Origin of the sequence: Brevundimonas sp., assembly GCF_046295775.1 — a bacterium.
Taxonomy (GTDB): Bacteria; Pseudomonadota; Alphaproteobacteria; order Caulobacterales; family Caulobacteraceae; genus Brevundimonas.
Window position 1 is genome coordinate 20,188 of the sequence record NZ_JBKBML010000003.1, and the last position, 20,889, is coordinate 41,076.

The following is a 20,889-nucleotide window of genomic DNA, read 5'->3' on the forward strand; positions in this document are numbered from 1 at the left end:
TCTCTCGTGAGCTCCGCAGGACGCGGAGAGGATTGATTTACCGGGCTTCGCCGCCGGGGGCCAGTGGCGCCGGAGACTGCATGGACGGCGTGAGGCCGACCCGCTCAGCGACGCGGGCGAAGTGCTGGTTCCAGTCTGGCGCGGAATAGGGCGGAGGCGTGGCCGGCGCGACACGGGTCGCGGCTTCCAGGGCGCTGACCCAGCCGGGCCCGTCAAGCGGATCGATCAGCAGGGCGTGGGGCACCAGTTCGCGATGGACAGGAATGTCCGAGGCGATCAGAGGCACGCCCAGCGCCGAGGCCTCGACAGCCGGCAGGTCAAAACCCTCGACCGCCGACGGCGCCAGCAGGGCCCGCGCGCCGCGGATGAGTTCGGCCAAGGCCTGGTCGGGCAGATTGGCGGCCTGATGCACGAGCCCGCGCAGATTGGGCGACCGCTCAAGGTGATCCAGCACGGCCTCGTTCTCCCAGCCGTATCGGCCGATCAGAACCAGGCGAGGCGCGGCGTCGCCCATCCGCTCTTCGAGCCGGCGCCAGAGCGTCAGCAGGAAGGCGAGGTTCTTGCGGGCCTCAATGGTGCCGACATGCAGGAAGTAGGGCGGGGCGGGCGCCGCGGGCGCTGGCGCGCGGAAAACCGGCTCGAGCCCCAGGTGCGCGACCTCGATCGGCGGGGCCTGCAAGCCCTCCCTGCGCGCGAAGGCCGACAGCTCAAAGGCGGTGTAATGGGAGTTGACGATGATCTGGCCCGCGTGGGCCAGGGCGTTTCGCACCCGCCGCTCGTGCTTGGGGCCGTCGCCCGGGCGGCAGAACTCGGGGTGTGTGATGGGGATCAGGTCATGGATCATGACCACCGGCCGCACGCCCGCCGCCTGCAGGTCCGCCAGTATGTCGGGCGTGTTGAGGCTGGTGTGGCCGACATTGAAATAGAGGTCGCCTTCAGGCGTCTCGGCGCGCCGGCGCGAACGGAAATACTGCTTCACCACTCTCAGGCGCGAGGGCTTGGCGTCGGTGGCGGGTGGCGGACTGATCACCGAGGCGTCGGGGCGCTCGGGCGACCGCACGGCGGCCAGCAGCCGCGCCTCGTGGTCGGTCGGCGAGCGATCGAAAAAGGCGCCGCTCCATTGTTCGCGCATGCGTCGGGCGCAGGCTCGGAACCAATCGTCGTCAACCGCCACCAGGCGATCGTCGAGACAGCGAACGGCCCGCATCTCGACGTCGGGATGATCCAGCAGCCATTCCGCATAGGCCAGGCAGACGCGGTCCACACCGGTCGGGACGCGGCGTTCCGTCCGGCTCAGCAGCCGGCTGACGTCGAACAGGACGCGGACGCTCACAGAACCCCGACGCGGCTGTAGAGATTGCGCAGCCGATCCTGATAGGCGGCGGGCGTGAACTTGCCGGCCTGGACCAGGCCTCGGGCGACCAAGTCGTCGCGCAGAGCTTCGTCGGCGTCCAGCGCCTGCAAGCCGCGCGTCATGGCCTGGACATCGTAGGGATCGACGCTCAGCGCCGCATCGCCCGCCACTTCCGGCAGGGAGCCGCCGGTCGAGGTCAGCACCGCGGTCGACAGGGCCATGGACTCCAGCACCGGCAGGCCGAAGCCCTCATACAGCGACGGAAACAGGGTGGCCTTGGCGCCGCGGATCAGGCTGATCAGCATGGAGAAAGACATGTATTCGTACTGGCGGATGCGGTCGGCCATCGGGCCGCCGTCACGCTTGACCTGATTCAGCAGCGCGGTTTCCGGTTCGTCCAGCCAGGCCCGGCCGCCGACGATGACCAGCGGCGTTGTCACGCCCGAAGCCAGATAGGCCTCGACGATACGGCCCAGGTTCTTCTTGGGTTCGATCGCGCCGAAGTGCAGGAAGTAGCCCTTCCAGCCCAAGTTGAAGACGCCTTCCAACTCCAGCGTCACATCGGCCTGGCTGCGGCTGGTCAGGCTCTCGGGCAGGTCGACGGCCTGATAGGTGTTGGTGACCCGGTCCTCGGCCACGCCCAACAGGCGGATGACGTCCTGGCGGGTCGTCTCGGACACCACGGCGATGTGGTCGGCGCGCGCCGCGATCTTGCGGCACAGGTCCAGATACTTGTCCTTGTTCTCCAGCGTGGTGTGCGGGAGGCGAAGGGGGATCAGGTCATGGATAGTGTACACGTTCGGCACGGCCTTGGCGTACAGCGGCAGGGTCGCCGTCCAGTGCATCACGCTGGGCGCGGGCGCTTCGGACGTGGCGTCGAACCGCACGGGCGTCTCGGTTCCATACGCCTGGAAGGCGCGGTGCGAGACCGAGAACAGGTCGCGCGCCGCCCAGAAATAATCCGCCGCTGGACGACCGCCGCCGCGCGAAGGCCAGATCACTTCGCCGGACGGCAGAATGGGGTGGGCGTCGTGACCCATCCGGCTCATCCAGGTGCGCTTGAACCGCTCGAACCGCTTTTGCTTGGCCGGCGGACGGTCGGCGTCGGCCAACAGGGCCTCATTGAGCGTGTTGGACTTCGAGCGCGACGATGGCGGGCCGTAGAGCACTTGCGTGCCAAGGCCGAGGGCGCGGGCGTTGGGCAGCAGGTTGCGGCCGTAGGTGGCGATGCCGGAGCCCTTGGGCAGGGCGATGTTGAAGCCGTCGATGCAGATTGAGCTCATGGATCGTTTCAAGGGCTTTGGCCGAGCTTCAGGAAGGGCGCGACGCCTAAAGGCGGCGACCGATTGGGTCAACCACAGGTGTCAGGAGACATAGCCGGCCTGCATCAGCTCAGCGATATGGACGATGGCCACCGGCCGGTTGTCCTGCACCACGAACAGATTGGCGATCTTGTTGGAAGCCAAGAGGTCGACCACGTCGCTCATGCGGGCATCCGGATCGACGATGATGGGGCTGCGGCTCATGATGTCCTCGGCCTTCAGGGCGGCGATGTCCTGGGCGAAGGCGCGGCGGATGTCGCCGTCGGTGACGATCCCGGCCAGGGTCTGATCGGGGTTCAGAACCGCCACCGCGCCCTTGCGTCCCTCGGTGACGGCGGAGACTACGTCGGTGAAAGGCGCGTCCAGCGGCACGCTGGCCGGAGCGGCGGCGTTGTCGCCCATCCATTCGCGGACGCTTTGCAGGCTCATGCCCAGCGAGCCGCCGGGGTGGTGCAGGCCGAACGCCTCGCGGGTGAACTCGCGGCGGTCCATCAGCACCATCGCCAAGGCGTCGCCCATGGCCAGGGTCATCAGCGTCGACGTGGTCGGCGCCAGGCCGTTGGGGCAGGCCTCGGCCACGCTGGGCATGGTCAGGCAGACCGCCGAGTTGCGCCCCAGGAAGCTGGAGGCGCGCTGGGTGATGCCGATCACAGGGATGCCGCTGCGCTGGCAGAACAGCAGCGGATCGCGCAGCTCGCGGCTCTCGCCCGAATTTGAAATGGCCAGGAGCGTCGTATCCGCCCGTAGCATGCCCAGGTCGCCGTGGCTCATCTCGGCCGGGTGAACGAAGAAGGCGTTGGTGCCGGTCGAGGCCAGGGTGGCGGCGATCTTGTTGCCGATGTGCCCCGACTTGCCCATGCCGGTCACCACCACATAGCCCGGCCGACCCAGAATGATGTCGCAGGCGCGCGCGATGTTGACGTCGATTGCGCGCTCCAGCGCCGTCAGGGCCTCGATGTTCAGCTGGACGACCTCGCGGGCGCGCTCGGTCATCCGGGCGATGTCCTCAGGGGGCGACGAGGCGATGTCGAAGCTCATGGGGCGGGCCTTGGCAGTGGTCGATCCGTCGCAGATAGACCCTTGAAGCGGCTAGGCCAATGCCGGACCCCCACCGGCCGGCCCAGGCCGATGTGGCGCCGCAAATGCGAAGAAATGCGCGACGGGGGGTCAACTTTGCAGGCCCAAGGGCGTTAGGCTGGCCGGGGATCAGCAAGAAGAGCCGGAATGCCGCCAGCGACCGCCATCGTCGAACCGTCCTCGGCAGGGAACCTGCCTGCGCCGCCTGCGCGCCTGACGCGACCGGCCCTGTTCCTGGACATGGACGGGGTGCTGGCCCCCATGGCGCCGACGCCGGACGCGGTGCTGCCCGACGCGCGGCGCACGGCGGTGCTCAAGGCTCTGGACGCCCGCCTGGACGGTCGGCTGGCCATCGTCAGCGGGCGCACCCTGGCCGAGATCGACCGTATCGCCGACGGGGCCAGCCGCTCCGCCTCGGGCGTGCACGGACTGGAGCGGCGCCGACGCGACGGCTCGATCGTGCGCGGCGCGCCGGACGCCGGCGTGGCCGAGGCGCTGGAGGCGTTTCAGCAGTTCGCCGAGCGCGACGAGGGTTTGATCGTCGAGGACAAGGGCGTGTCGGCGGGCCTGCACTACCGCCAGGCGCCGGATCAGGCCGAGGCGGCCGCCGACCTCGCCGGCGATCTGGCCGACCGCACCGGCCTGACCCTTCAGCCTGGCCACATGGTGCTAGAGCTGAAGACGCCGGGCTCTGACAAAGGCACGGCGGTGACCGCCTTCATGGCCGAGGCGCCGTTCGCGGGCGCCGTTCCGGTCATGCTAGGCGACGACCTGACCGACGAGCACGGCTTCGAGGCGGCGGAACGGTTGGGCGGCTTCGGCGTCCTGGTCGGACCCGCGCGCCCCACGGCCGCCCGCTATCGACTGGACGGCGTGGACGCCGTCATGGACTGGCTAGAACGACTGGAGGTCGAAGCATGACCGAGACGAAACGAACCCAGGCGAACCTCGACCTCTTCCCCATCGGCAACTGCGCGCTGAGCGCCCTGATCGACCGACAGGGCCGCCACGTCTGGGCCTGCGCGCCGCGGGTGGACGGCGATCCAATTTTCTCGGCTCTGATGGACGGCGACGATCCCCAGCATGGTTTCTGGTCGGTCGAACTGGCCGATGTGAAGCACGTCAGCCAGGCCTACGTGCGCAACACGCCCATCCTGCGCACCGTCCTGACCGCCGAAGACGGGGCGTCGGTGGAGATCCTGGATTTCGCCCCGCGTCATTCCAAGCAGGGCCGCACCTATCGCCCGCTGGCCTTCGGCAAGCTGATCCGTCCGCTGGAGGGCGCGCCGCGGATCACCATCCGTCTGCGGCCGTCGGCGGACTGGGGCGCGCGCCGGGCCAAGATCACCTCGGGCTCCAACCACATCCGCTATCTGTGCAGCGACGTGGTGATGCGGCTGACCACCAACTGCCCGGTTTCGCACGTGTTGGACGAGCGGACGTTCCGGCTGGAAAACGAGATGGCCTTCTTCCTGGGGCCGGACGAGGGCTACGACCAGCCCGTGCTGTCGGGCGTTACGGCCGCCTATGAACAGACGGCGTCCTATTGGAAGAACTGGGTCCGCACCCTGTATCTGCCGCTGGACTATCAGGAGGCGGTGATCCGCGCGGCGATCACGCTCAAGCTCTGCGCCTATGAGGAGACCGGCGCCATCGTGGCCGCCATGACGACCTCGGTGCCCGAGTTCCCCGAGAGCGGGCGCAACTGGGATTATCGCTACTGCTGGATCCGTGACGCCTATTACACGGTGCGGGCGCTGAACCGGCTGGGCGCGGTCGACATTCTGGAGAACTACCTCGTCTATCTGCGCAACCTCGTCGACGCCTCGGGCGGCGGCCATGTGCAGCCCGTGTACGGCGTGGGTCTGGAAGAGGACATCGACGAGCGCATCACCGAGACCGTCGAGGGCTATCGCGGCATGAAGCCGGTGCGCGTGGGCAACCAGGCGCGCGAGCATCTGCAGCACGACGTGTACGGCCAGATCGTGCTGCCGCTTGTGCAGAGCTTTTACGACCATCGCCTGCTGCGGCCCGGATCCGTCGAGGATTTCTGCGCGCTGGAGAAGGTGGGCGAGCGGGCCTACGCGATGCACGATCAGCCCGACGCGGGCCTGTGGGAGTTTCGCACGATCGCGCGGGTGCACACCTATTCCTCGGTCATGTGCTGGGCGGCCTGCGATCGCCTGGCCAAGGCGGCGGATCATCTGGGGCTGCAGTCTCGCGGCGAGGTCTGGCGCGAACGGGCGTCGGAAATCCGCGCCCGCATCGAAAAGGAGGCCTTCCTGCCCGAGGAGGGCCGGTTCGGCGCCAGCTTCGGGGGGACCGAGCTGGACGCCAGCCTGCTGCAGATGACTGACCTCGGCTTCCTCGATCCGGCCGATCCCCGCCAGGTCCAGACCTTCAACGCCATCGAGCGCGACCTGAAGAAGGGCAGCCACCTGTTCCGCTATGTCGAGCCGGACGACTTCGGCGAGCCGGAGACGGCGTTCAACTTCTGCACCTTCTGGTTCATCGAGGCCCTGCATCTGAACGGCCGCACCGCAGAGGCGCGCGAAATCTTCGCAGAGATGCTGAACCGACGCACGGCTGCAGGCCTGCTCAGCGAGGACATCGCCATCGAGACGGGTGAACTGTGGGGGAACTATCCGCAGACCTATTCGCTGGTGGGCATCATTAACTGCGCGGTGCTGCTGAGCCGTTCCTGGACGGAAGCCCGCTGAAACCATGTCGCGTCTGATCGTCGTTTCGAACCGGGTCTCCGCGCCCAAGGACCCCGCCGCCGGATCGGCGGGCGGACTGGCCATGGCCCTGTCCGCCGCCCTTCGCAAATACGACGGCCTTTGGTTCGGCTGGTCGGGCGAGACGGTGGAGACCTTCAAGGCCGAGGCCAAGTTCGAGGATCGCGCCGGCGTCACCGTCGCCCTCGTCGATCTGGAAGCCCAGGACGTCGACGAATATTACAACGGCTACGCCAACAAGACGCTGTGGCCGCTGTTCCACCATCGGGTGGACCTGACCGCCTATGAGCGCAGCTTCGGCGAGGGTTACGAGCGGACCAATGCGCGCTTCGCCGAGGTGCTGGCGCCGCTGATCGAGCCCGACGACCTGATCTGGATTCACGACTATCACATGATCCCGCTGGCCCGGGATCTGCGGCGGTTGGGCGTGACTAACCGCATCGGTTTTTTCCTGCATACGCCGTGGCCGGCGCGCCAGCTGCTGGTGACGCTGCCGTATCATCGGCGGCTGGTCGAAAGCCTGTTCGACTTCGACCTGATCGGCTTTCACACCCGCGAGTGGATGGACCTGTTCACCGACTATGTGGTCAGCGAGGCCAAGGGCGATGTGACCGGCGAAAACGGGCTGGAATGCTTTGGCCGTCAGGTCCAGGTCGGAGTCTTTCCCATCGGCATCGACGTCGACGGATTCCTGGAGGCGCGAAACTCGACGCTTGGCGCGCGCACCTATGACCGGATGGCGGCGTCCGCGGTTTTCCGCTCGATGATCGTGGGGGTGGACCGGCTGGATTATTCCAAGGGTCTGGAGCAGCGGCTGGTCGGCTATGAGGAGTTTCTGCACAAGAATCCCTCCATGCGCGGCGACGTCTTCCTGTTGCAGGTGACGCCGATATCGCGCGACGACGTGGACACCTATCAGGACATTCGCGGGCGGCTGGACGCCCTGGCCGGGCGGATCAACGGCGAGTTCGCCGACATGGACTGGCAGCCGATCCGCTATCTGAACCGCACCTATCGCCGCGACCAGCTGGCCGGCATCTATCGCGCCGCGCGGGTGGGTCTGGTGACGCCCCTGCGCGACGGCATGAACCTAGTGGCAAAGGAATACGTGGCGGCCCAGAACCCGGAAGATCCCGGCGTGCTGATCCTGTCGCGCTTCGCTGGCGCGGCCGAGCAGATGGGCGAGGCCCTGCTGGTCAATCCGTTCAGCCGCGAAGAACTATCGGACGCCATCAAGAACGCCCTGACCATGCCGTTAGCCGAGCGCATTCGGAAATGGGAGGCGCTGATGAAGGTGGTGCGCGACACCGACGTGTCGATCTGGCGCGACGACTTCGTGCAGGCGCTGATGTCGGCGCCGCGCGTCAAGGAGCTGCCGGTTTTCGACGCGGCCTGATCGGGCGGAATACTTGACTATTTCCTAGGGGCTTCTATATGCGCCCCAACCCCGGGACAGGTCTGCGATGCGCGCCGCCCGTTCGCCCCTGAACATTTGGGCGGTTCCGAGGTCCGCAACGCGACCATTCGTTCCCATAGGTTTCATGACTGAATTTACCCAACTGGGCCTTTCGCCCACGACCCTGCAGGCCGTCGCCGACACCGGCTACACCACAGCCACCCCCATTCAGGCCCAGGCCATTCCCGTGGCGCTCGCCGGCCGCGACGTGCTGGGCATCGCCCAGACCGGCACCGGCAAGACGGCGGCCTTCACCCTGCCGCTGGTCGACCGCCTGGCCTCGGGCCGCGCCCGCGCCCGGATGCCGCGCGCCCTGGTGCTGGCCCCGACCCGCGAACTGGCCGACCAGGTCGCAGAGAGCTTCGCCAAATACGCCAAGGGCACCAAGCTGAACTGGGTGCTGCTGATCGGCGGCGTCTCGATGGGCGACCAAGTGGCTGCGCTGAACAAGGGCGTCGACGTCCTGATCGCCACGCCCGGCCGCCTGATCGACCTGTTCGAACGCGGCAAGATGATGCTGAACGGCGTCGAGATCATGGTCGTCGACGAAGCCGACCGGATGCTGGACATGGGCTTCATCCCGGACATCGAGAAGATCTTCAAACTGACGCCGCCCAAGCGCCAGACCCTGTTCTTCTCGGCCACCATGCCGCCCGAGATCACCCGCCTGACGACGCAGTTCCTCAAGGATCCGACTCGGATCGAGGCCTCGCGTCCGGCCATGACCGCCGACACCATCACTCAGTATGTGGTGCGCATCCCTACTTCGGACCCCAAGGCAAAGCGCACAGCGCTTCGCGCCCTGGTCGGGCGCGAGGACGTCAAGAACGGCATCGTCTTCTGCAACCGCAAGAGCGAGGTCGACATCGTCGCCAAGTCGCTGAAGACCCACGGTTTCGACGCCGCGCCGATCCACGGCGACCTGGACCAGTCGCTGCGCACCAAGACCCTGGCGGACTTCCGCTCAGGCGCGCTGAAGATCCTGGTGGCGTCCGATGTCGCCGCGCGCGGCCTGGACATCCCCGACGTCAGCCACGTCTTCAACTACGACGTCTCGCACCACGCCGACGACTATGTGCACCGCATCGGCCGCACGGGCCGCGCCGGCAAGCTGGGCCAAGCCTTCATGATCGTCACCCCCGCCGACGACAAGTCGTTGGACAAGGTGCTGAAGCTGATCAAGAAGGATCCGGTCGAACTGTCGCTGGACGGCATCGACTTCGCCTCGATCAAGGACCGTCCGCGGGACGACGAGCGTCGTGGACGCGGCCGCGAACGCGGCGGACGCGACCGCAAGCCGCGCGCCGAAGCCGTTCCGGCCGAAGCGGCGCCTGTCGCCGCCATCGAAGCCGCCCCCTCGATCGAAACCGAGGCGCCGGCGCCCAAGCGCGGCCGCTCGCGCCGCAAGCCGGCCGCCGATGCCGCGCCGGTCGAGGTCGCCGCTCGCAAGGAAGCCGCCACGCTCGTCGAGGCCGCCTCCGCCGCTCGACCGGTTCAGGAGCCGCAACTGCGTCAGTCGGACCGTCGCGGCGAGCAACGCCGTCCCGAGCCCGAGCGCCAGAATGCGCGCGGCTTCGGCGACGACATCCCGGCCTTCCTGCGTCGGCCGGCTCCAATCAGAGGTTGAATTCTATTTTCCGCCGCACGGGGTTTACCCCATGTTACGGAAGCTGACCTAACGTCCCGCCCGCGCCTGTTCCGGCGCAGCGAGGACTGTTCATGACCACACAGGTCGAAACTGCGGTTCGAGGCCCCGAGGCCTACGGTCTGGCCCGGCGCACCATCAGCGAGATGGAGCAGGCCGGGGTCTGGCCGACGCCGCTGAACTTCGAACTGTGGCTGCATTATCTGGGTGATCCCGAAGGTCCGCTGGGCCGCGAGATCCAGCGCGTGCTGGGCGCCGGCGAACCGTTCAGCGAATCCACCGCCGAAATGCTGGCGGCCGAATATCTGCCGCGCGGCCGCCTGTCAGAAGAGATCCGTGACGCCGGCGTGGTGCTCGACCGCGAACTTCGCACCGTCGCCGAAGCCATCGCCGCCGCGCACCGCACCCATGCCGACTATGGCGCGACCCTGTCCGACGCAGGGCGCGACATGACCAGCGCGGCCGACCCGTCCCGGCTCAAGAAGATCGTCACCGGCCTGGCCACGGCGACCCGCAAGGTTCAGCGCGAAACCGCCGGGCTGGAGAAGCGCCTGGACAGTTCCACCCGCGAGATCGCCCGACTGCGCGAGCATCTGGAGCAGGCGCGGCGCGACGCTATGACGGACGCCCTGACCAATCTGGCAAACCGCAAGGCCTTCGACGAGCAGTTGGTGCGCGCCTGCGTTGAGGCCGAGGCCGCCGAACGCACCATGACCCTGGCCGTCATCGACATCGACCACTTCAAGCGCTTCAACGACACCTGGGGCCATCAGACCGGCGATCAGGTGCTGCGCTATGTCGCCAGCGTGCTGAACCGTCTGGCGCGCCATCCGCGCGTCGCGGCGCGCTACGGCGGCGAGGAATTCGCCCTGATCTTCCCGGCCGAAAACCGGCTAAAGGTCATGGAGGCGCTGGACGCCGCGCGGCAAGAGATCGGCAGCCGCGCCCTGCGCCGCCGTTCGACCAACGACGAACTGGGCGCCATCACCATCTCGGCCGGCCTGGCCCAGCATCGCAAGGGCGACACCGCCTCGACCCTGCTGGAGCGCGCCGACGAGGCGCTCTACGCCTCGAAGCGCGGCGGCCGCAATCGGATCACCGACGCCGACGCCGTGGACTCCGTCGCGGCCTGATCGAAAGCCTCTGTCGTCGCAGCCGGCGGCGGGGCAGGATCGTCCGATGAGAAGCGTCGCCTTCAATATCGCCTACTGGCTGCTGTCGATCGGCTACACCCTGGCGGCCGTGGCGGCCGCTCTCCTGCCGGGACGCGGCCCCACCGGATGGATCATTCGGCGCTACGTGCGGCGCATGGTCCAGGCCATGCGGGTGCTGGCGGGCATCCGCATCCAGTATCGCGGCGAGCAGCGGCTGCCGGCCGGCGCCTATATCGTCGCCGCCAAGCATCAGAGCTGGGGCGATGGGTTTTCGGTCTATGACCGGATCGACAACCTGGCCTTCGTCACCGGCGACCATCTGGAGAAGTTTCCGCTGCTGGGCGCGGTGCTGACCAAGCTGGGGGCCATCGTCGTCAACAATTGCGGAGGCCAGAAGGCGCGCGAGGCGCTGAAGCACCGCGCCGCCGACGCCCATCGCGAAGGCCGCCGCATCCTGATCTACCCGGAAGGCAATCTGGCGAGGGTGGGGGAGAAGTTCCGGTATCGGACCGGGGTCTGGCACATGTACCGCGACTTCGACATGCCGGTGGTTCCGGTGGCCACCAATCTGGGTCTGTTCTGGGCCCAGGAGGCGTTTCGCAAGACGCCCGGCACGGCGACGCTGGAGTTCCTGGATCCCATCCCCACAGGCCTGGACAAGGCGGAGTTCATGGCGCGGCTGGAGACGGCGATCGAGGCGCGCACGGCCGAGCTGGTGGCCGAGGCGACCGGACAGCCCGTGACACTCGCGCGGCAGGTCGCGACGCCCGACGAGAAGGCCCGCGCCGAGGCCTGACGGCGTCGTCGGCGCCCTTCAGTGTCGGAATTGACGGGTTTTCGGCCCCGTTCGCGTTGACTCGGACGCCTCGGTCCGTATATGTCGCCGCTCTTCGCCCGCGGGGGTTCTCCTGCGGGCGCACTCTTTTTGCGTTCAAGCCGAGGCCAACCATGTACGCGGTGATCAAAACCGGCGGCAAGCAGTACCGGGTCCAACCGGGCGACACCATCGTGGTCGAGAAGATCGACGGCGAGGCCGGCGCCGCCGTGACCCTGGGCGAAGTCCTGATGCTGGGCGGCGACAAGGGCGTGACCCTGGGCGGCCCGCTGATCGACGGCGCGTCGGTCGCGGCCACGCTGGTCGAAACCCGCAAGGGCGAGAAGATCAAGATCTTCAAGAAAATCCGTCGTCAGGGCTATCGTCGCACCGGCGGTCACCGCCAGATGGAATCGGTCCTGCGCATCACCGGCATCGAAGGCGCCGGCGAAACCGCCAAGTGGGACGGCGAAGTCTCGCTGATGACCAAGGCGGAAATGAACGCCCGCGCTCGCGGCCTGGCCCCGCGCACGGTCGAGACCGAAGAGGCCAAGCCGGCCCCCAAGGCCAAGAAGGCCGCCGCCCCCAAGGCTGACGCCGCCGAAGCCGCTCCGGCTGAAAAGGTGCCCGCCAAGAAGGCCGCGCCCAAGGCCAAGAAGACCGAAACCGCTTCGACCGACGAAGCCTGAAACATTTAATATCGCGCTCAAGCAGCGCGAAGCGCGTTAGCGCACTTAGGAAGTAACGGAGCAGACCCATGGCTCACAAGAAATCCGGCGGTTCGTCGCGCAACGGTCGCGACTCTGAATCCAAGCGCCTTGGCGTGAAGAAGTATGGCGGCGAGCGCGTGCTGGCCGGCAACATCATCGTGCGTCAGCGCGGCACCAAGTTCCACCCGGGCACGAACGTCGGCCTGGGCCGCGACCACACCATCTTCGCGACCGTGGACGGCTCGGTGAAGTTCGACACCAAACGCGGTGGTCGTTGTTACGTGTCGATTCTTGCGGCCAACGACGACGCTCAGGCTATGGCCGCCGAGTAGCGCGAAGCCCGGATTTTTCGGATCGCGTTGCTCCTCCAAGCAGCCGATCCGGACCAGGGAAAATATTCCGCGGGGAGTCTGGATCACCAGGCTCCCCGTTTGCGTTCCCGCCTCGAAGTCCGCCCGAGCCCTCCAAGGAGGCGGACACCCCAAGGGGCGAGCGAACCATGTGCGTTATCGAAACCTCTCCCGTCGTCGAGACGCGGCGTCTGACCCTGCGTGCGCCCGGCGCCCAGGATGCGAGCCGCATCGCCGCCATGGCCAACGACGCCGACGTGGCGCGCATGACCCTTCGCATGCCGCATCCCTACAGGATCGACGACGCCGAGGCCTTTGTGCTGCAGGTCGCGTCCCAGGACCCCCGCAAGGCCGTGGCGTTCGTCATCGAGCACGAGGACTTGGGCCCCGTCGGCGTCATCGGCCTGTTCGAGACCGAGGACATGGCTCCCGAGGCCGGCTACTGGATCGGGCGCCAGTTCTGGGGGCGCGGCTTCGCGACCGAGGCGCTGCAGGGCGCTCTGGTCTGGGCCGGCAAGCGCTGGAAGCGCCGGGCCATGATGGCGGGGCACTTCATCGACAACCCGGCTTCGGGACGGGTGCTGGAGAAGGCGGGCTTCCTCTACACAGGCGAAACGCGGCCGGCCTTCAGCTTGGCGCGCGGCGAACAGGCCGAAGTGCGTCGGATGGTGTGGCTGGCCTAGCGGGTAAGGCCAGCGGTCGTCAGATGGCGGCCGCCACGGCGGGGTCCAGCGCGGCCAAGGTCACGGCCGCGCCCAAGGCGGCCGCCAGCGTCGCCACCACCACGGTGATCAAGACCGTCCGCGCCTTGCGGCGGCGGAAGTTGCCGGACTTCATGCCCCGCAGATAGACGATGGGACGGCGGCCGAAGACTTCCGAGCCGACGATGTTGTGCTGCGACATGGGACGCTCCCCGAAACTGAGGGCGTCACCAACGGGCGGGGTGAGGCCAAAGGATGGCGAACGCGGTCATATTGACCGCTCGCCTCACATCTCGACGCTGGTCATCCGTCCGCCGCGCGTCGTCACGCGCCGCATTAGGGCGATGGGTTCTCCACCCTCGGCACGGACAGGCGCAATCACGAACCACGAGCCGTCGGGCAAGCCGGTGAACGAGAACCGCCCATCCTGGCACGGCGCCTCGCGGACGTACTGCTGATAGTCGGCGTTGGGATCGGCCACGGTGCGGGCGCGCACGACCGAGGCCGGAATGGCGGCCGATGTGGTCGAGCCGTACAGCGTCTGGAAACGGCCGCGCGTGTAGGGGGTGTCCGGGGTCAGGGCGGCGGTGCGGATGCAGGCGTGGCGCTGGCCGCCCGGCGCATAGGTGATCCGCCCCTCGACCGAGGCCTGGCCGCCGCGCGCCGACCAGGCGAAGTCCTGGACGTTGAAGGCGCCCGAGGGCGGACCGAACCCGCCGGCCGGCGGCAGGGGCGCGCAGGCCGCGAGGGCGGCGGCGAGCAGGGCGGCGGCGGCGAGGGGACGAACGGTCATGGCGGGTGCTCCGGTTCTGACAGGCCGGATGATCCTATCACGCCGCGCGCGGGTCGAGGTCAAGGTTGCGGGCTGCGCGGCCGGGCGCCACAACCGGATCGGACCGGGCGCCAAGACCCGAACCCGCATCAGGAAACCGCCCGCGCATGACCGCCCCCCTCGTGACCTTCGACGACATCCGCGCCGCCCAGGCCCGGATCGCCGGCCAGGTCGACCGCACGCCCGTGCGCCACTCGCGCCGCCTGTCGGAGCTGACCGGCGCCGATGTCTGGCTGAAGTTCGACAATCTGCATTACACCGGCAGCTTCAAGGAGCGCGGCGCCCTGAACCGGCTGCTGCAACTGACCGAGGATGAGCGGCGGCGCGGCGTGGTGGCGGCCTCGGCGGGCAATCACGCCCAGGCCCTGGCCTATCATGGCGGCCGGCTGGGCGTGCCGGTGACCATCGTCATGCCCGAGGGCACCCCCTTCGCCAAGATCAACGGCACGCGCCAGCACGGCGCCAAGGTGGTGATCCACGGCCTGGACTTCTCGGGATCGACCGAGGAGGCGCGCCGGCTGCAGGTCGAGAACGGCCATGTGTTCGTCTCGGCCTTCGACGATCCCGGCATCGTCGCCGGCCAGGGCGTCTGCGGCATCGAGTTCATGGAGGACGCGCCGGACCTCGACGCCCTGATCATCCCGATCGGCGGCGGCGGTCTTATCGCCGGCTGCGCCATCGCGGCCAAGGCGATGCGGCCCCAGATCGAGGTGCACGGCGTCGAGGCGGCCATGTATCCGTCCTTCACCGCCAAGCGGCAGGGCGATGCGCCCAAATGCAGCGGCCAGACCATCGCCGAGGGCATCGCCATCAAGGCCGTGGGCGACATCCCCTTCGCCCTGGCCGACGGGCTGATCGACGAGGTCTTCGTCTGCGAGGAGGCCGATTTCGAGCGCGGCGTGTCCTATCTAGCGACGATGGAGCGCACCGTGGTCGAGGGCGCCGGAGCGGGGGGGCTGGCGGTGCTGCTGGCTCATCCCGAGCGGTTCAAGGGCAAGCGCGTGGGGCTGGAGCTGACGGGCGGCAACATCGACGCGCGCATGCTGGCCGTGGTGCTGAACCGCGAGCTGGTGCGAGAGCGGCGGCTGACCGTCTACCGCATCCTGTCGGACGACCGGCCCGGCATCCTGTCGGCCATGGCGGCCGTGATCGGCGGCGTCGGGGGCAACATCATCGACGTGGTCCACAACCGCCTTGCGCTGGACGTGCCGGCCAAGGGGGCGGAGTTCGACATCATGGTCGAAACGCGCGATAGCGCCCACGCCGACGAGATCGGGCAGGCGTTGAAGGACAAGGGTTATGCGCTTCGGATGGGGTAGAGCGAAATCGGTTCGGCTGGGCGAAGTCCAGACGAGCTCAGATATTCGCTCCAGCATGATGCTGGCGGCGAGCCTTGCGGGTTTTCTGGCCCTGGCGGCCTGCGGTCGCGGCGACGCTCCGCAAGGCGATCTGACCGCCGAACTGGCCGAGAACGCGGCCGAGGCCGAGGCCTTCCTGACCAGGAATGCGACTGAAGAGGGCGTGCAGACCCTGCCCAGCGGCCTGCAGTACAAGGTGCTTCAATCCGGCCCGGCGAGCGGCGTGCAGCCCGACTCCAACGATCTGGTGAAGGTCGATTACGAGGGCACCCTGATCGACGGCACGGTGTTCGACAGCTCCTTCGCCAAAGGCCGGCCCTTCGTCACAACGCCGGAGAACGTCGTGCCGGGCTGGACCGAGGCGCTGCAGCTGATGCGGCCGGGCGACGAGTGGATGGTCTATGTGCCGCCGGCCCTGGGCTATGGCGAAATGGGCGGACCCCCGCGCATTCCGGGCAATGCGGCGCTCGTGTTCCGCATCCAGATGCTGGATGTCGCTCCGATCGGCGGCGGCACACGTGGCGTGGGCCAAGCGGCGGGCTGAGCCGGCGTCGGTCAAACGGGCGACATCCCGAAACCCTCCGGCCCTAGCGGCGTTGGTGGCGCTCTGCGGTTTGCGCTAAGACGCGACCCCTTGGCTGTTCAGGAAGACCGATGTCTAAATCTCCCGCCCGTCTTCGCAAGGCGGTCCTGCCCGTCGCCGGCCTGGGCACGCGCGTGCTGCCCGGCACCAAGACCACGCCCAAGGAACTGCTGAACGTCGTCGACCGCCCGATCCTGAGCTACATCGTCGAAGAGGCGCGCGAGGCGGGGATCGAGCACATCGTCTTCGTCACCGGCCGCGCCAAACAGGCCATCGAGGACTATTTCGATCACCAGATCGAGCTGGAGGCTCAGCTTCTGGCCAAGGGCAAGACCGACATCCTTGAGATGATGACCGCCGAACTGGCCCAGGCCGGCGAGATGAGCTTCACCCGCCAGATGCAGCCCAAGGGCCTGGGACACGCCGTCTGGTGCGCGCGCGACATCATCGGCGACGAGCCCTTCGCCGTCATCCTGCCCGACGTCATCGTGGATTCTCAACCGGGCGCCCTGAAACAGCTCGCGGACCTCTACGCCGAGGTCGGCGGCAACGTCATAGGCGTGGAGGCCGTGCCAGAGGCCGACACCCAGAAATACGGCATCGTCGATCCCCAGGACCGTGATGGTCGGCGGATCGCCATGAAGGGCATGGTCGAAAAGCCGGCGCAGGGCACGGCGCCGTCGAACCTGTCCATCTCGGGCCGCTACATCCTTCAGCCGCAAATCTTCGACCTGCTGGAAACGCAGGAGCGCGGAGCCGGTGGGGAGATCCAGCTGACCGACGCCATGGCGCGGCTGATGCAGGATCAGGCCTTCACCGCCTATGAGTACGAGGGCGTCACCCATGACTGCGGCGACAAGATCGGTCTGCTGCGGGCCAACGTCGCCCTGGCGCTGAAACGTCCCGATCTGGGTGACGCCGCGCGTGAGGCGATCAGCGCCCTGCTGTAATCAAGGCGGGCCGGGTTCGCCGGACAGGGCGGCCCGGCGCAAGCGCGCGCGTTCGAACCACACCGACCACAGGAAGACGCCCGCGCCGATCCAGATAAAGGCGAACGACACGCCTCGCAGCCAAGTGAAGGGCTCGCCCTGGGCGACGCCGATGCAGAAGCTGATGGTCGGCGCCAGAAACTGCAGGAAGCCCACGGTCGACAGCGGCAGCCGCCGCGCCGCCCAGGCGAACAGCACCAGCGGGCCGACCGTGATGGGGCCGGCCATCGACAGCCAGAAGGCGGCCTGAGGGCTGTCGAACACATGGCCCGCGCCCTGGCTCTGCAGCCAGATCAGCCAGGCCAGGCCGAAGGGCGCCATCAGCAGGCACTCCACGAACAGGCCGGTCTGGGCGTCGGCCGGCACGCGCTTTCGGATCACGCCATAGGCGGCGAAAGACACCGCCAGCGTCAGCGACACGATCGGCAGCCGCCCCAGCGCCAGCCCCTGGAGGGCGACGCCCGTGGCCGCCAGGCCGATGGCGATCAGGCCGCCGCGGCTGATCCGCTCGCGAAACAGCCAGGCCCCCAGCGCCATGTTCAGGAGCGGGTTCAGATAGTAGCCGAGGCTGGTCTCCAGCGTGTGGCCATTGTTCACCGCCCAGACGAACAGCGCCCAGTTCACCGCGATCAGCAGAGTCGAAAGCCCCAGCCAGCCCAGGGTGCGCGGCTCGCTGAGCACGCGGCGCACCTGTCCGCCCTGCCGCGCGAACCACACCAGGGCGGCGGCCCAGATCAGGCCCCAGACCGCTCGGTGGCCCATGATCTCCCAGGCGTCGGCTCCGACCCGGCCCATGGGTTGATAGACCAGGGGCGACAGGCCCCACAGCACATAGCAGGCCACGCCCGCCAGCAGGGCGGCGCGCGCCGGATCAGGCGTGGAGGGCGCGCCGCCGGTGTCGGTCATGTCAGACGGTGATGGTGCGATAGCCGCCGCGCGGCTTGATCGTGCCGGTCTCGTCCAGCAACTGAGCGATCTGCACCGCGTTCAGCGCCGCGCCCTTGCGCAGATTGTCCGACACCACCCACAGCGACAGGCCGTTCTCGACCGTCGGATCCTTGCGGATGCGCGACACATAGACGGCGTGCTCGCCGGCCGCGTCGACCGGGGTGACGTAGCCGTCGTGTTCCTGCTTATCGATCACTTGGACGCCAGGAGCGTCGCGCAGGAGTTCGCGGGCCTCGTCGGCGCTGATCGGACGATCGAACTGCAGGGTCACGGATTCCGAGTGCCCCACGAAGACCGGCACGCGTACGCAGGTGACGGTCAGCTTGATCGAGGGATCCAGGATCTTGTGGGTCTCGTCCCACATCTTGGCTTCCTCGTCGGTGTAGCCGTCGTCACGGAAGCTCCCGATGAAGGGGATGACGTTGAAGGCGATCTGCTTGGGGAACAGCTTGGGCCGGGCGTCGCCCAGGCCGTAGATGGCCTTGGTCTGGTTCCACAGCTCGTCCATGCCTTCCTTGCCGGCGCCGGACACGGATTGGTAGGTCGACACCACCGCGCGGGTGATCTTTGCCGCGTCGTGCAGAGGCTTCAGCGCCACGACCAGCTGCGCCGTCGAGCAGTTCGGATTGGCGATGATGTTCTTCTTGGTCGCATCCTTGACCGCGTCGGGGTTCACCTCGGGCACGATCAGCGGCACGTCCGGGTCCATGCGGAAGGCCGAGGAGTTGTCGATCACGATCGGACCGGCCTTGCCGATCTTCTCGGACCATTCCTTGGACACCTTGCCGCCCGCGCTCATCAGGACGATGTCGACGCTGGAGAAGTCGAAGGTCTCCATGTCTTCGCACTTGATGGTGCGGTCGCCCCAGGCGACGTCCATGCCGCGCGATTTGCGCGAGGCCAGGGCGTGCATCTTCTCGACCGGGAAGTTCAGCTCTTCCAGGATGTTCAGCATTTCGCGACCGACATTGCCGGTGGCGCCGACGACGGCGAGACGATAGGCCATTCTTTGTGTGTCCTTCGGACGCGCTGCGCTTGGCTCGCGGAGCCTCGCTGCCCGAGCGCGGGGGAGAGGGCGGGAGTGTCTGTGCATTTAGGCCTTCGCAGGCGCGAAGCAATCGCTTTTCGCGCCGGCCTTGGCTAAGCCCGGCCCATGACTTCCCGCATACGCAAGGCCTACGACATCCGCATCGAGGAGGGCGTGTTGGCGCCCGACCCCGCGCAGGCCGCGACCCTGGTCGAGCTTGAGCGGCTGGAGACCGACCTGGACAAGAAGGGTCTGTTCGGCCGCGCGCCCGAGGTTCGGGGCGTCTATCTGTGGGGGCCGCCGGGGCGCGGCAAGTCCATGCTGATGGACCTGTTCTTCGCCGCGAGCCCCGAGCCGCGCAAGCTGCGCGCTCACTTCCACGCCTTCATGGCGCGCGTCCACGACCTGGTGAAACAGTGGCGCGAGGGCGACGCCCGCACCCGCAAGACGATGTTCGGAACCCATCGCGGCGACGATCCCATCCCGCCGATCGCGGCCCTGATTGCGTCGGAGGCGCGCCTGCTGTGCTTCGACGAGCTGCAGGTCACCGACATCGCCGACGCGATGATCCTGGGCCGGCTGTTCGAGGCCCTGTTCGACAAGCGCGTCGTCCTGGCCGTGACGTCCAACCGCGCGCCCGAGCAGCTGTACCTGAACGGCATCAACCGCCAGCTCTTCCTGCCCTTCATCGACATCATCCGCGAGCGGTGCGCGGTGGTCGAGACCGCCGGCGCACGCGACTGGCGCACCGAGCGGCTGGCCGGAACGCACGTCTGGTTCCCGCCCATCGACGCCGAGGCCCGCCAGGGGTTCGAGACCCTGTGGGCCGACCTGAAGGGCGGAGAGCCCGAGGCGCCGACGCACCTGCCGGTGCTGGGCCGCGAGGTGGTGGTGCAGCGCACCGTCGGGGGCCTGGCCCGCGCGACCTTCGCCGAACTGTGCGGTCGGCCGCTAGGGCCGCAGGACTATCTGGCCGTCGCCGGCCGGTTCCACACCCTGTTCCTGGACGGCGTGCCGCCGCTGTCCCCGGCCAACCACCACGAGGCGCGCCGTCTGGTGACCCTAATCGACGCCCTATACGAGGCGGGCACGCGGCTGGTGGTGCTGGCCCAGGCCGCGCCCGAGCAGCTGTATGTCGAGGGCGTGGGCGCCTTCGAGTTCGAGCGCACCGTCTCGCGCCTGAACGAGATGTCCAGCGCCGACTGGCTGGCGCGCCCGCGCAAGGACGGTCTAGTCTCGCCGAACTGACACGGAGACGCCGCATGAAGATCGCGATGGCCCTGGCCGCCCTGGCCCTGACCACCAACGCCTCGCCGACCCTGGGCAAGACAGCGGTTCAGGCGGCCGCCCCTCAGACCGCCCCGGCGCCGGCCGCGACGGGCCTGCCGATCACGACCGTGACCCAATGGCTGACGGCGCAGGGCCTGACGGTCAGCCCGCTTGAAGGCGGATCCGAAGCCCCACAGGTTCGGGTCACGGCCGACGATCTGACCTGGACCCTCAACTTCAACGGCTGCCAGAATCAGATCTGCGGCGATCTGCAGTTCGGCGCGGGCTTCCGCAACCCGGCCGTGACCGAGGCCCGGGTCAACGAGTGGAACACCCGCAACCGCTTCCTCAAGAGCTTCTATGTCGCCCCGGCGCAGGCGGGCGGCGAGGGCACGGGCATGGTTCAGTATGACGTGATCATCCTGCCGAACCTGGGCGCCGAGCAGTTGAGCGACCACCTCGCCGTCTGGCGCAGCCTGCTGCCAGCCTACGCCACCCATATCGGCTATTTCGTGCCCGAACAGCCCGCGACACCCCCGGCGCAATGACAAAAGGGGCGCCG

21 protein-coding genes are annotated in these 20,889 nt (G+C 68.0%); 14 read left to right on the forward strand and 7 right to left on the reverse strand.

The window, feature by feature from the left end:
* Positions 1 to 37: 37 nt before the first annotated feature.
* The 3 genes from ACK4I0_RS02780 to ACK4I0_RS02790 all read right to left on the reverse strand — a co-directional run bounded on the left by ACK4I0_RS02780 (position 38) and on the right by ACK4I0_RS02790 (position 3,714).
* Complete coding sequence (locus ACK4I0_RS02780; RefSeq protein ID WP_409607770.1) at positions 38 to 1,333, reverse strand: glycosyltransferase family 4 protein; 1,296 nt, start codon at positions 1,331 to 1,333, stop codon at positions 38 to 40.
* Positions 1,330 to 2,637, reverse strand: coding sequence for a glycosyltransferase family 4 protein (locus ACK4I0_RS02785; RefSeq protein WP_409607772.1), 1,308 nt, complete (start codon positions 2,635 to 2,637; stop codon positions 1,330 to 1,332). Before ACK4I0_RS02785 ends, ACK4I0_RS02780 begins: the two co-directional genes overlap by 4 nt.
* Before the next feature lie 81 nt (positions 2,638 to 2,718).
* The gene (locus ACK4I0_RS02790) at positions 2,719 to 3,714 is read right to left on the reverse strand and encodes an SIS domain-containing protein (RefSeq protein WP_409607774.1); all 996 of its coding nucleotides are present in this window, start codon (positions 3,712 to 3,714) and stop codon (positions 2,719 to 2,721) included.
* 186 nt (positions 3,715 to 3,900) lie between these two features.
* Here ACK4I0_RS02790 and otsB point away from each other — a divergent pair, with 186 nt between their 5' ends.
* The 9 genes from otsB (at position 3,901) to ACK4I0_RS02835 (ending at position 13,303) form a co-directional block, all read left to right on the forward strand.
* Positions 3,901 to 4,674 carry a trehalose-phosphatase gene (gene otsB, locus ACK4I0_RS02795; RefSeq protein ID WP_409607776.1) on the forward strand — a complete coding sequence of 258 codons (774 nt, stop codon included), beginning with the start codon at positions 3,901 to 3,903 and terminating at the stop codon, positions 4,672 to 4,674.
* Positions 4,671 to 6,473, forward strand: coding sequence for a glycoside hydrolase family 15 protein (locus tag ACK4I0_RS02800; protein ID WP_409607778.1), 1,803 nt, complete (start codon positions 4,671 to 4,673; stop codon positions 6,471 to 6,473). The genes otsB and ACK4I0_RS02800 overlap by 4 nt, the downstream gene beginning before the upstream one ends.
* Before the next feature lie 4 nt (positions 6,474 to 6,477).
* Positions 6,478 to 7,887 carry a trehalose-6-phosphate synthase gene (locus tag ACK4I0_RS02805; protein ID WP_409607780.1) on the forward strand — a complete coding sequence of 470 codons (1,410 nt, stop codon included), beginning with the start codon at positions 6,478 to 6,480 and terminating at the stop codon, positions 7,885 to 7,887.
* A 145-nt stretch (positions 7,888 to 8,032) separates the two neighbouring features.
* Positions 8,033 to 9,574: a DEAD/DEAH box helicase gene (locus ACK4I0_RS02810; RefSeq protein ID WP_409607782.1), complete on the forward strand. Its 1,542-nt coding sequence runs from the start codon at positions 8,033 to 8,035 to the stop codon at positions 9,572 to 9,574.
* Positions 9,575 to 9,666: 92 nt separating this feature from the next.
* Positions 9,667 to 10,725, forward strand: a complete 1,059-nt coding sequence (locus tag ACK4I0_RS02815) for a GGDEF domain-containing protein (RefSeq protein WP_409607784.1) — start codon at positions 9,667 to 9,669, stop codon at positions 10,723 to 10,725.
* A gap of 46 nt (positions 10,726 to 10,771) precedes the next feature.
* Positions 10,772 to 11,542, forward strand: coding sequence for a lysophospholipid acyltransferase family protein (locus tag ACK4I0_RS02820; RefSeq protein ID WP_409607786.1), 771 nt, complete (start codon positions 10,772 to 10,774; stop codon positions 11,540 to 11,542).
* Between the two features lie 152 nt (positions 11,543 to 11,694).
* Positions 11,695 to 12,249, forward strand: coding sequence for a 50S ribosomal protein L21 (rplU, locus tag ACK4I0_RS02825; RefSeq protein ID WP_409607788.1), 555 nt, complete (start codon positions 11,695 to 11,697; stop codon positions 12,247 to 12,249).
* 68 nt (positions 12,250 to 12,317) lie between these two features.
* Positions 12,318 to 12,602: a 50S ribosomal protein L27 gene (gene rpmA / locus ACK4I0_RS02830; protein ID WP_409607790.1), complete on the forward strand. Its 285-nt coding sequence runs from the start codon at positions 12,318 to 12,320 to the stop codon at positions 12,600 to 12,602.
* A 167-nt stretch (positions 12,603 to 12,769) separates the two neighbouring features.
* Positions 12,770 to 13,303 (forward strand): GNAT family N-acetyltransferase, encoded by a 534-nt coding sequence (locus ACK4I0_RS02835; protein ID WP_409607792.1) that lies wholly within the window; start codon positions 12,770 to 12,772, stop codon positions 13,301 to 13,303.
* A gap of 19 nt (positions 13,304 to 13,322) precedes the next feature.
* Here ACK4I0_RS02835 and ACK4I0_RS02840 read toward each other — a convergent pair whose 3' ends face one another.
* Both ACK4I0_RS02840 and ACK4I0_RS02845 read right to left on the reverse strand, forming a co-directional pair.
* The gene (locus tag ACK4I0_RS02840; protein WP_409607794.1) at positions 13,323 to 13,523 is read right to left on the reverse strand and encodes a hypothetical protein; all 201 of its coding nucleotides are present in this window, start codon (positions 13,521 to 13,523) and stop codon (positions 13,323 to 13,325) included.
* Positions 13,524 to 13,607: 84 nt separating this feature from the next.
* Positions 13,608 to 14,114 (reverse strand): hypothetical protein, encoded by a 507-nt coding sequence (locus ACK4I0_RS02845; protein ID WP_409607796.1) that lies wholly within the window; start codon positions 14,112 to 14,114, stop codon positions 13,608 to 13,610.
* A gap of 146 nt (positions 14,115 to 14,260) precedes the next feature.
* Here ACK4I0_RS02845 and ACK4I0_RS02850 point away from each other — a divergent pair, with 146 nt between their 5' ends.
* From ACK4I0_RS02850 to galU, 3 genes are all read left to right on the forward strand, one after another.
* A complete protein-coding gene (locus ACK4I0_RS02850; RefSeq protein ID WP_409607798.1) occupies positions 14,261 to 15,472 on the forward strand; it encodes a threonine ammonia-lyase in 1,212 nt (403 codons plus the stop codon).
* A gap of 55 nt (positions 15,473 to 15,527) precedes the next feature.
* Complete coding sequence (locus tag ACK4I0_RS02855; protein WP_409607800.1) at positions 15,528 to 16,055, forward strand: FKBP-type peptidyl-prolyl cis-trans isomerase; 528 nt, start codon at positions 15,528 to 15,530, stop codon at positions 16,053 to 16,055.
* Positions 16,056 to 16,165: 110 nt separating this feature from the next.
* The gene (gene galU, locus ACK4I0_RS02860) at positions 16,166 to 17,044 is read left to right on the forward strand and encodes a UTP--glucose-1-phosphate uridylyltransferase GalU (RefSeq protein ID WP_409607802.1); all 879 of its coding nucleotides are present in this window, start codon (positions 16,166 to 16,168) and stop codon (positions 17,042 to 17,044) included.
* Here the strand turns inward: galU and rarD are convergent, their stop codons facing one another.
* Positions 17,045 to 17,989: an EamA family transporter RarD gene (gene rarD / locus ACK4I0_RS02865; RefSeq protein ID WP_409607804.1), complete on the reverse strand. Its 945-nt coding sequence runs from the start codon at positions 17,987 to 17,989 to the stop codon at positions 17,045 to 17,047.
* A gap of 1 nt (position 17,990) precedes the next feature.
* The gene (locus ACK4I0_RS02870) at positions 17,991 to 19,037 is read right to left on the reverse strand and encodes an aspartate-semialdehyde dehydrogenase (protein WP_409607806.1); all 1,047 of its coding nucleotides are present in this window, start codon (positions 19,035 to 19,037) and stop codon (positions 17,991 to 17,993) included.
* A gap of 147 nt (positions 19,038 to 19,184) precedes the next feature.
* Here ACK4I0_RS02870 and zapE point away from each other — a divergent pair, with 147 nt between their 5' ends.
* Positions 19,185 to 20,306 (forward strand): cell division protein ZapE, encoded by a 1,122-nt coding sequence (zapE, locus tag ACK4I0_RS02875; protein WP_409607808.1) that lies wholly within the window; start codon positions 19,185 to 19,187, stop codon positions 20,304 to 20,306.
* Between the two features lie 14 nt (positions 20,307 to 20,320).
* Positions 20,321 to 20,875 carry a YbjN domain-containing protein gene (locus ACK4I0_RS02880; RefSeq protein WP_409607810.1) on the forward strand — a complete coding sequence of 185 codons (555 nt, stop codon included), beginning with the start codon at positions 20,321 to 20,323 and terminating at the stop codon, positions 20,873 to 20,875.
* Positions 20,876 to 20,889: the final 14 nt, after the last annotated feature.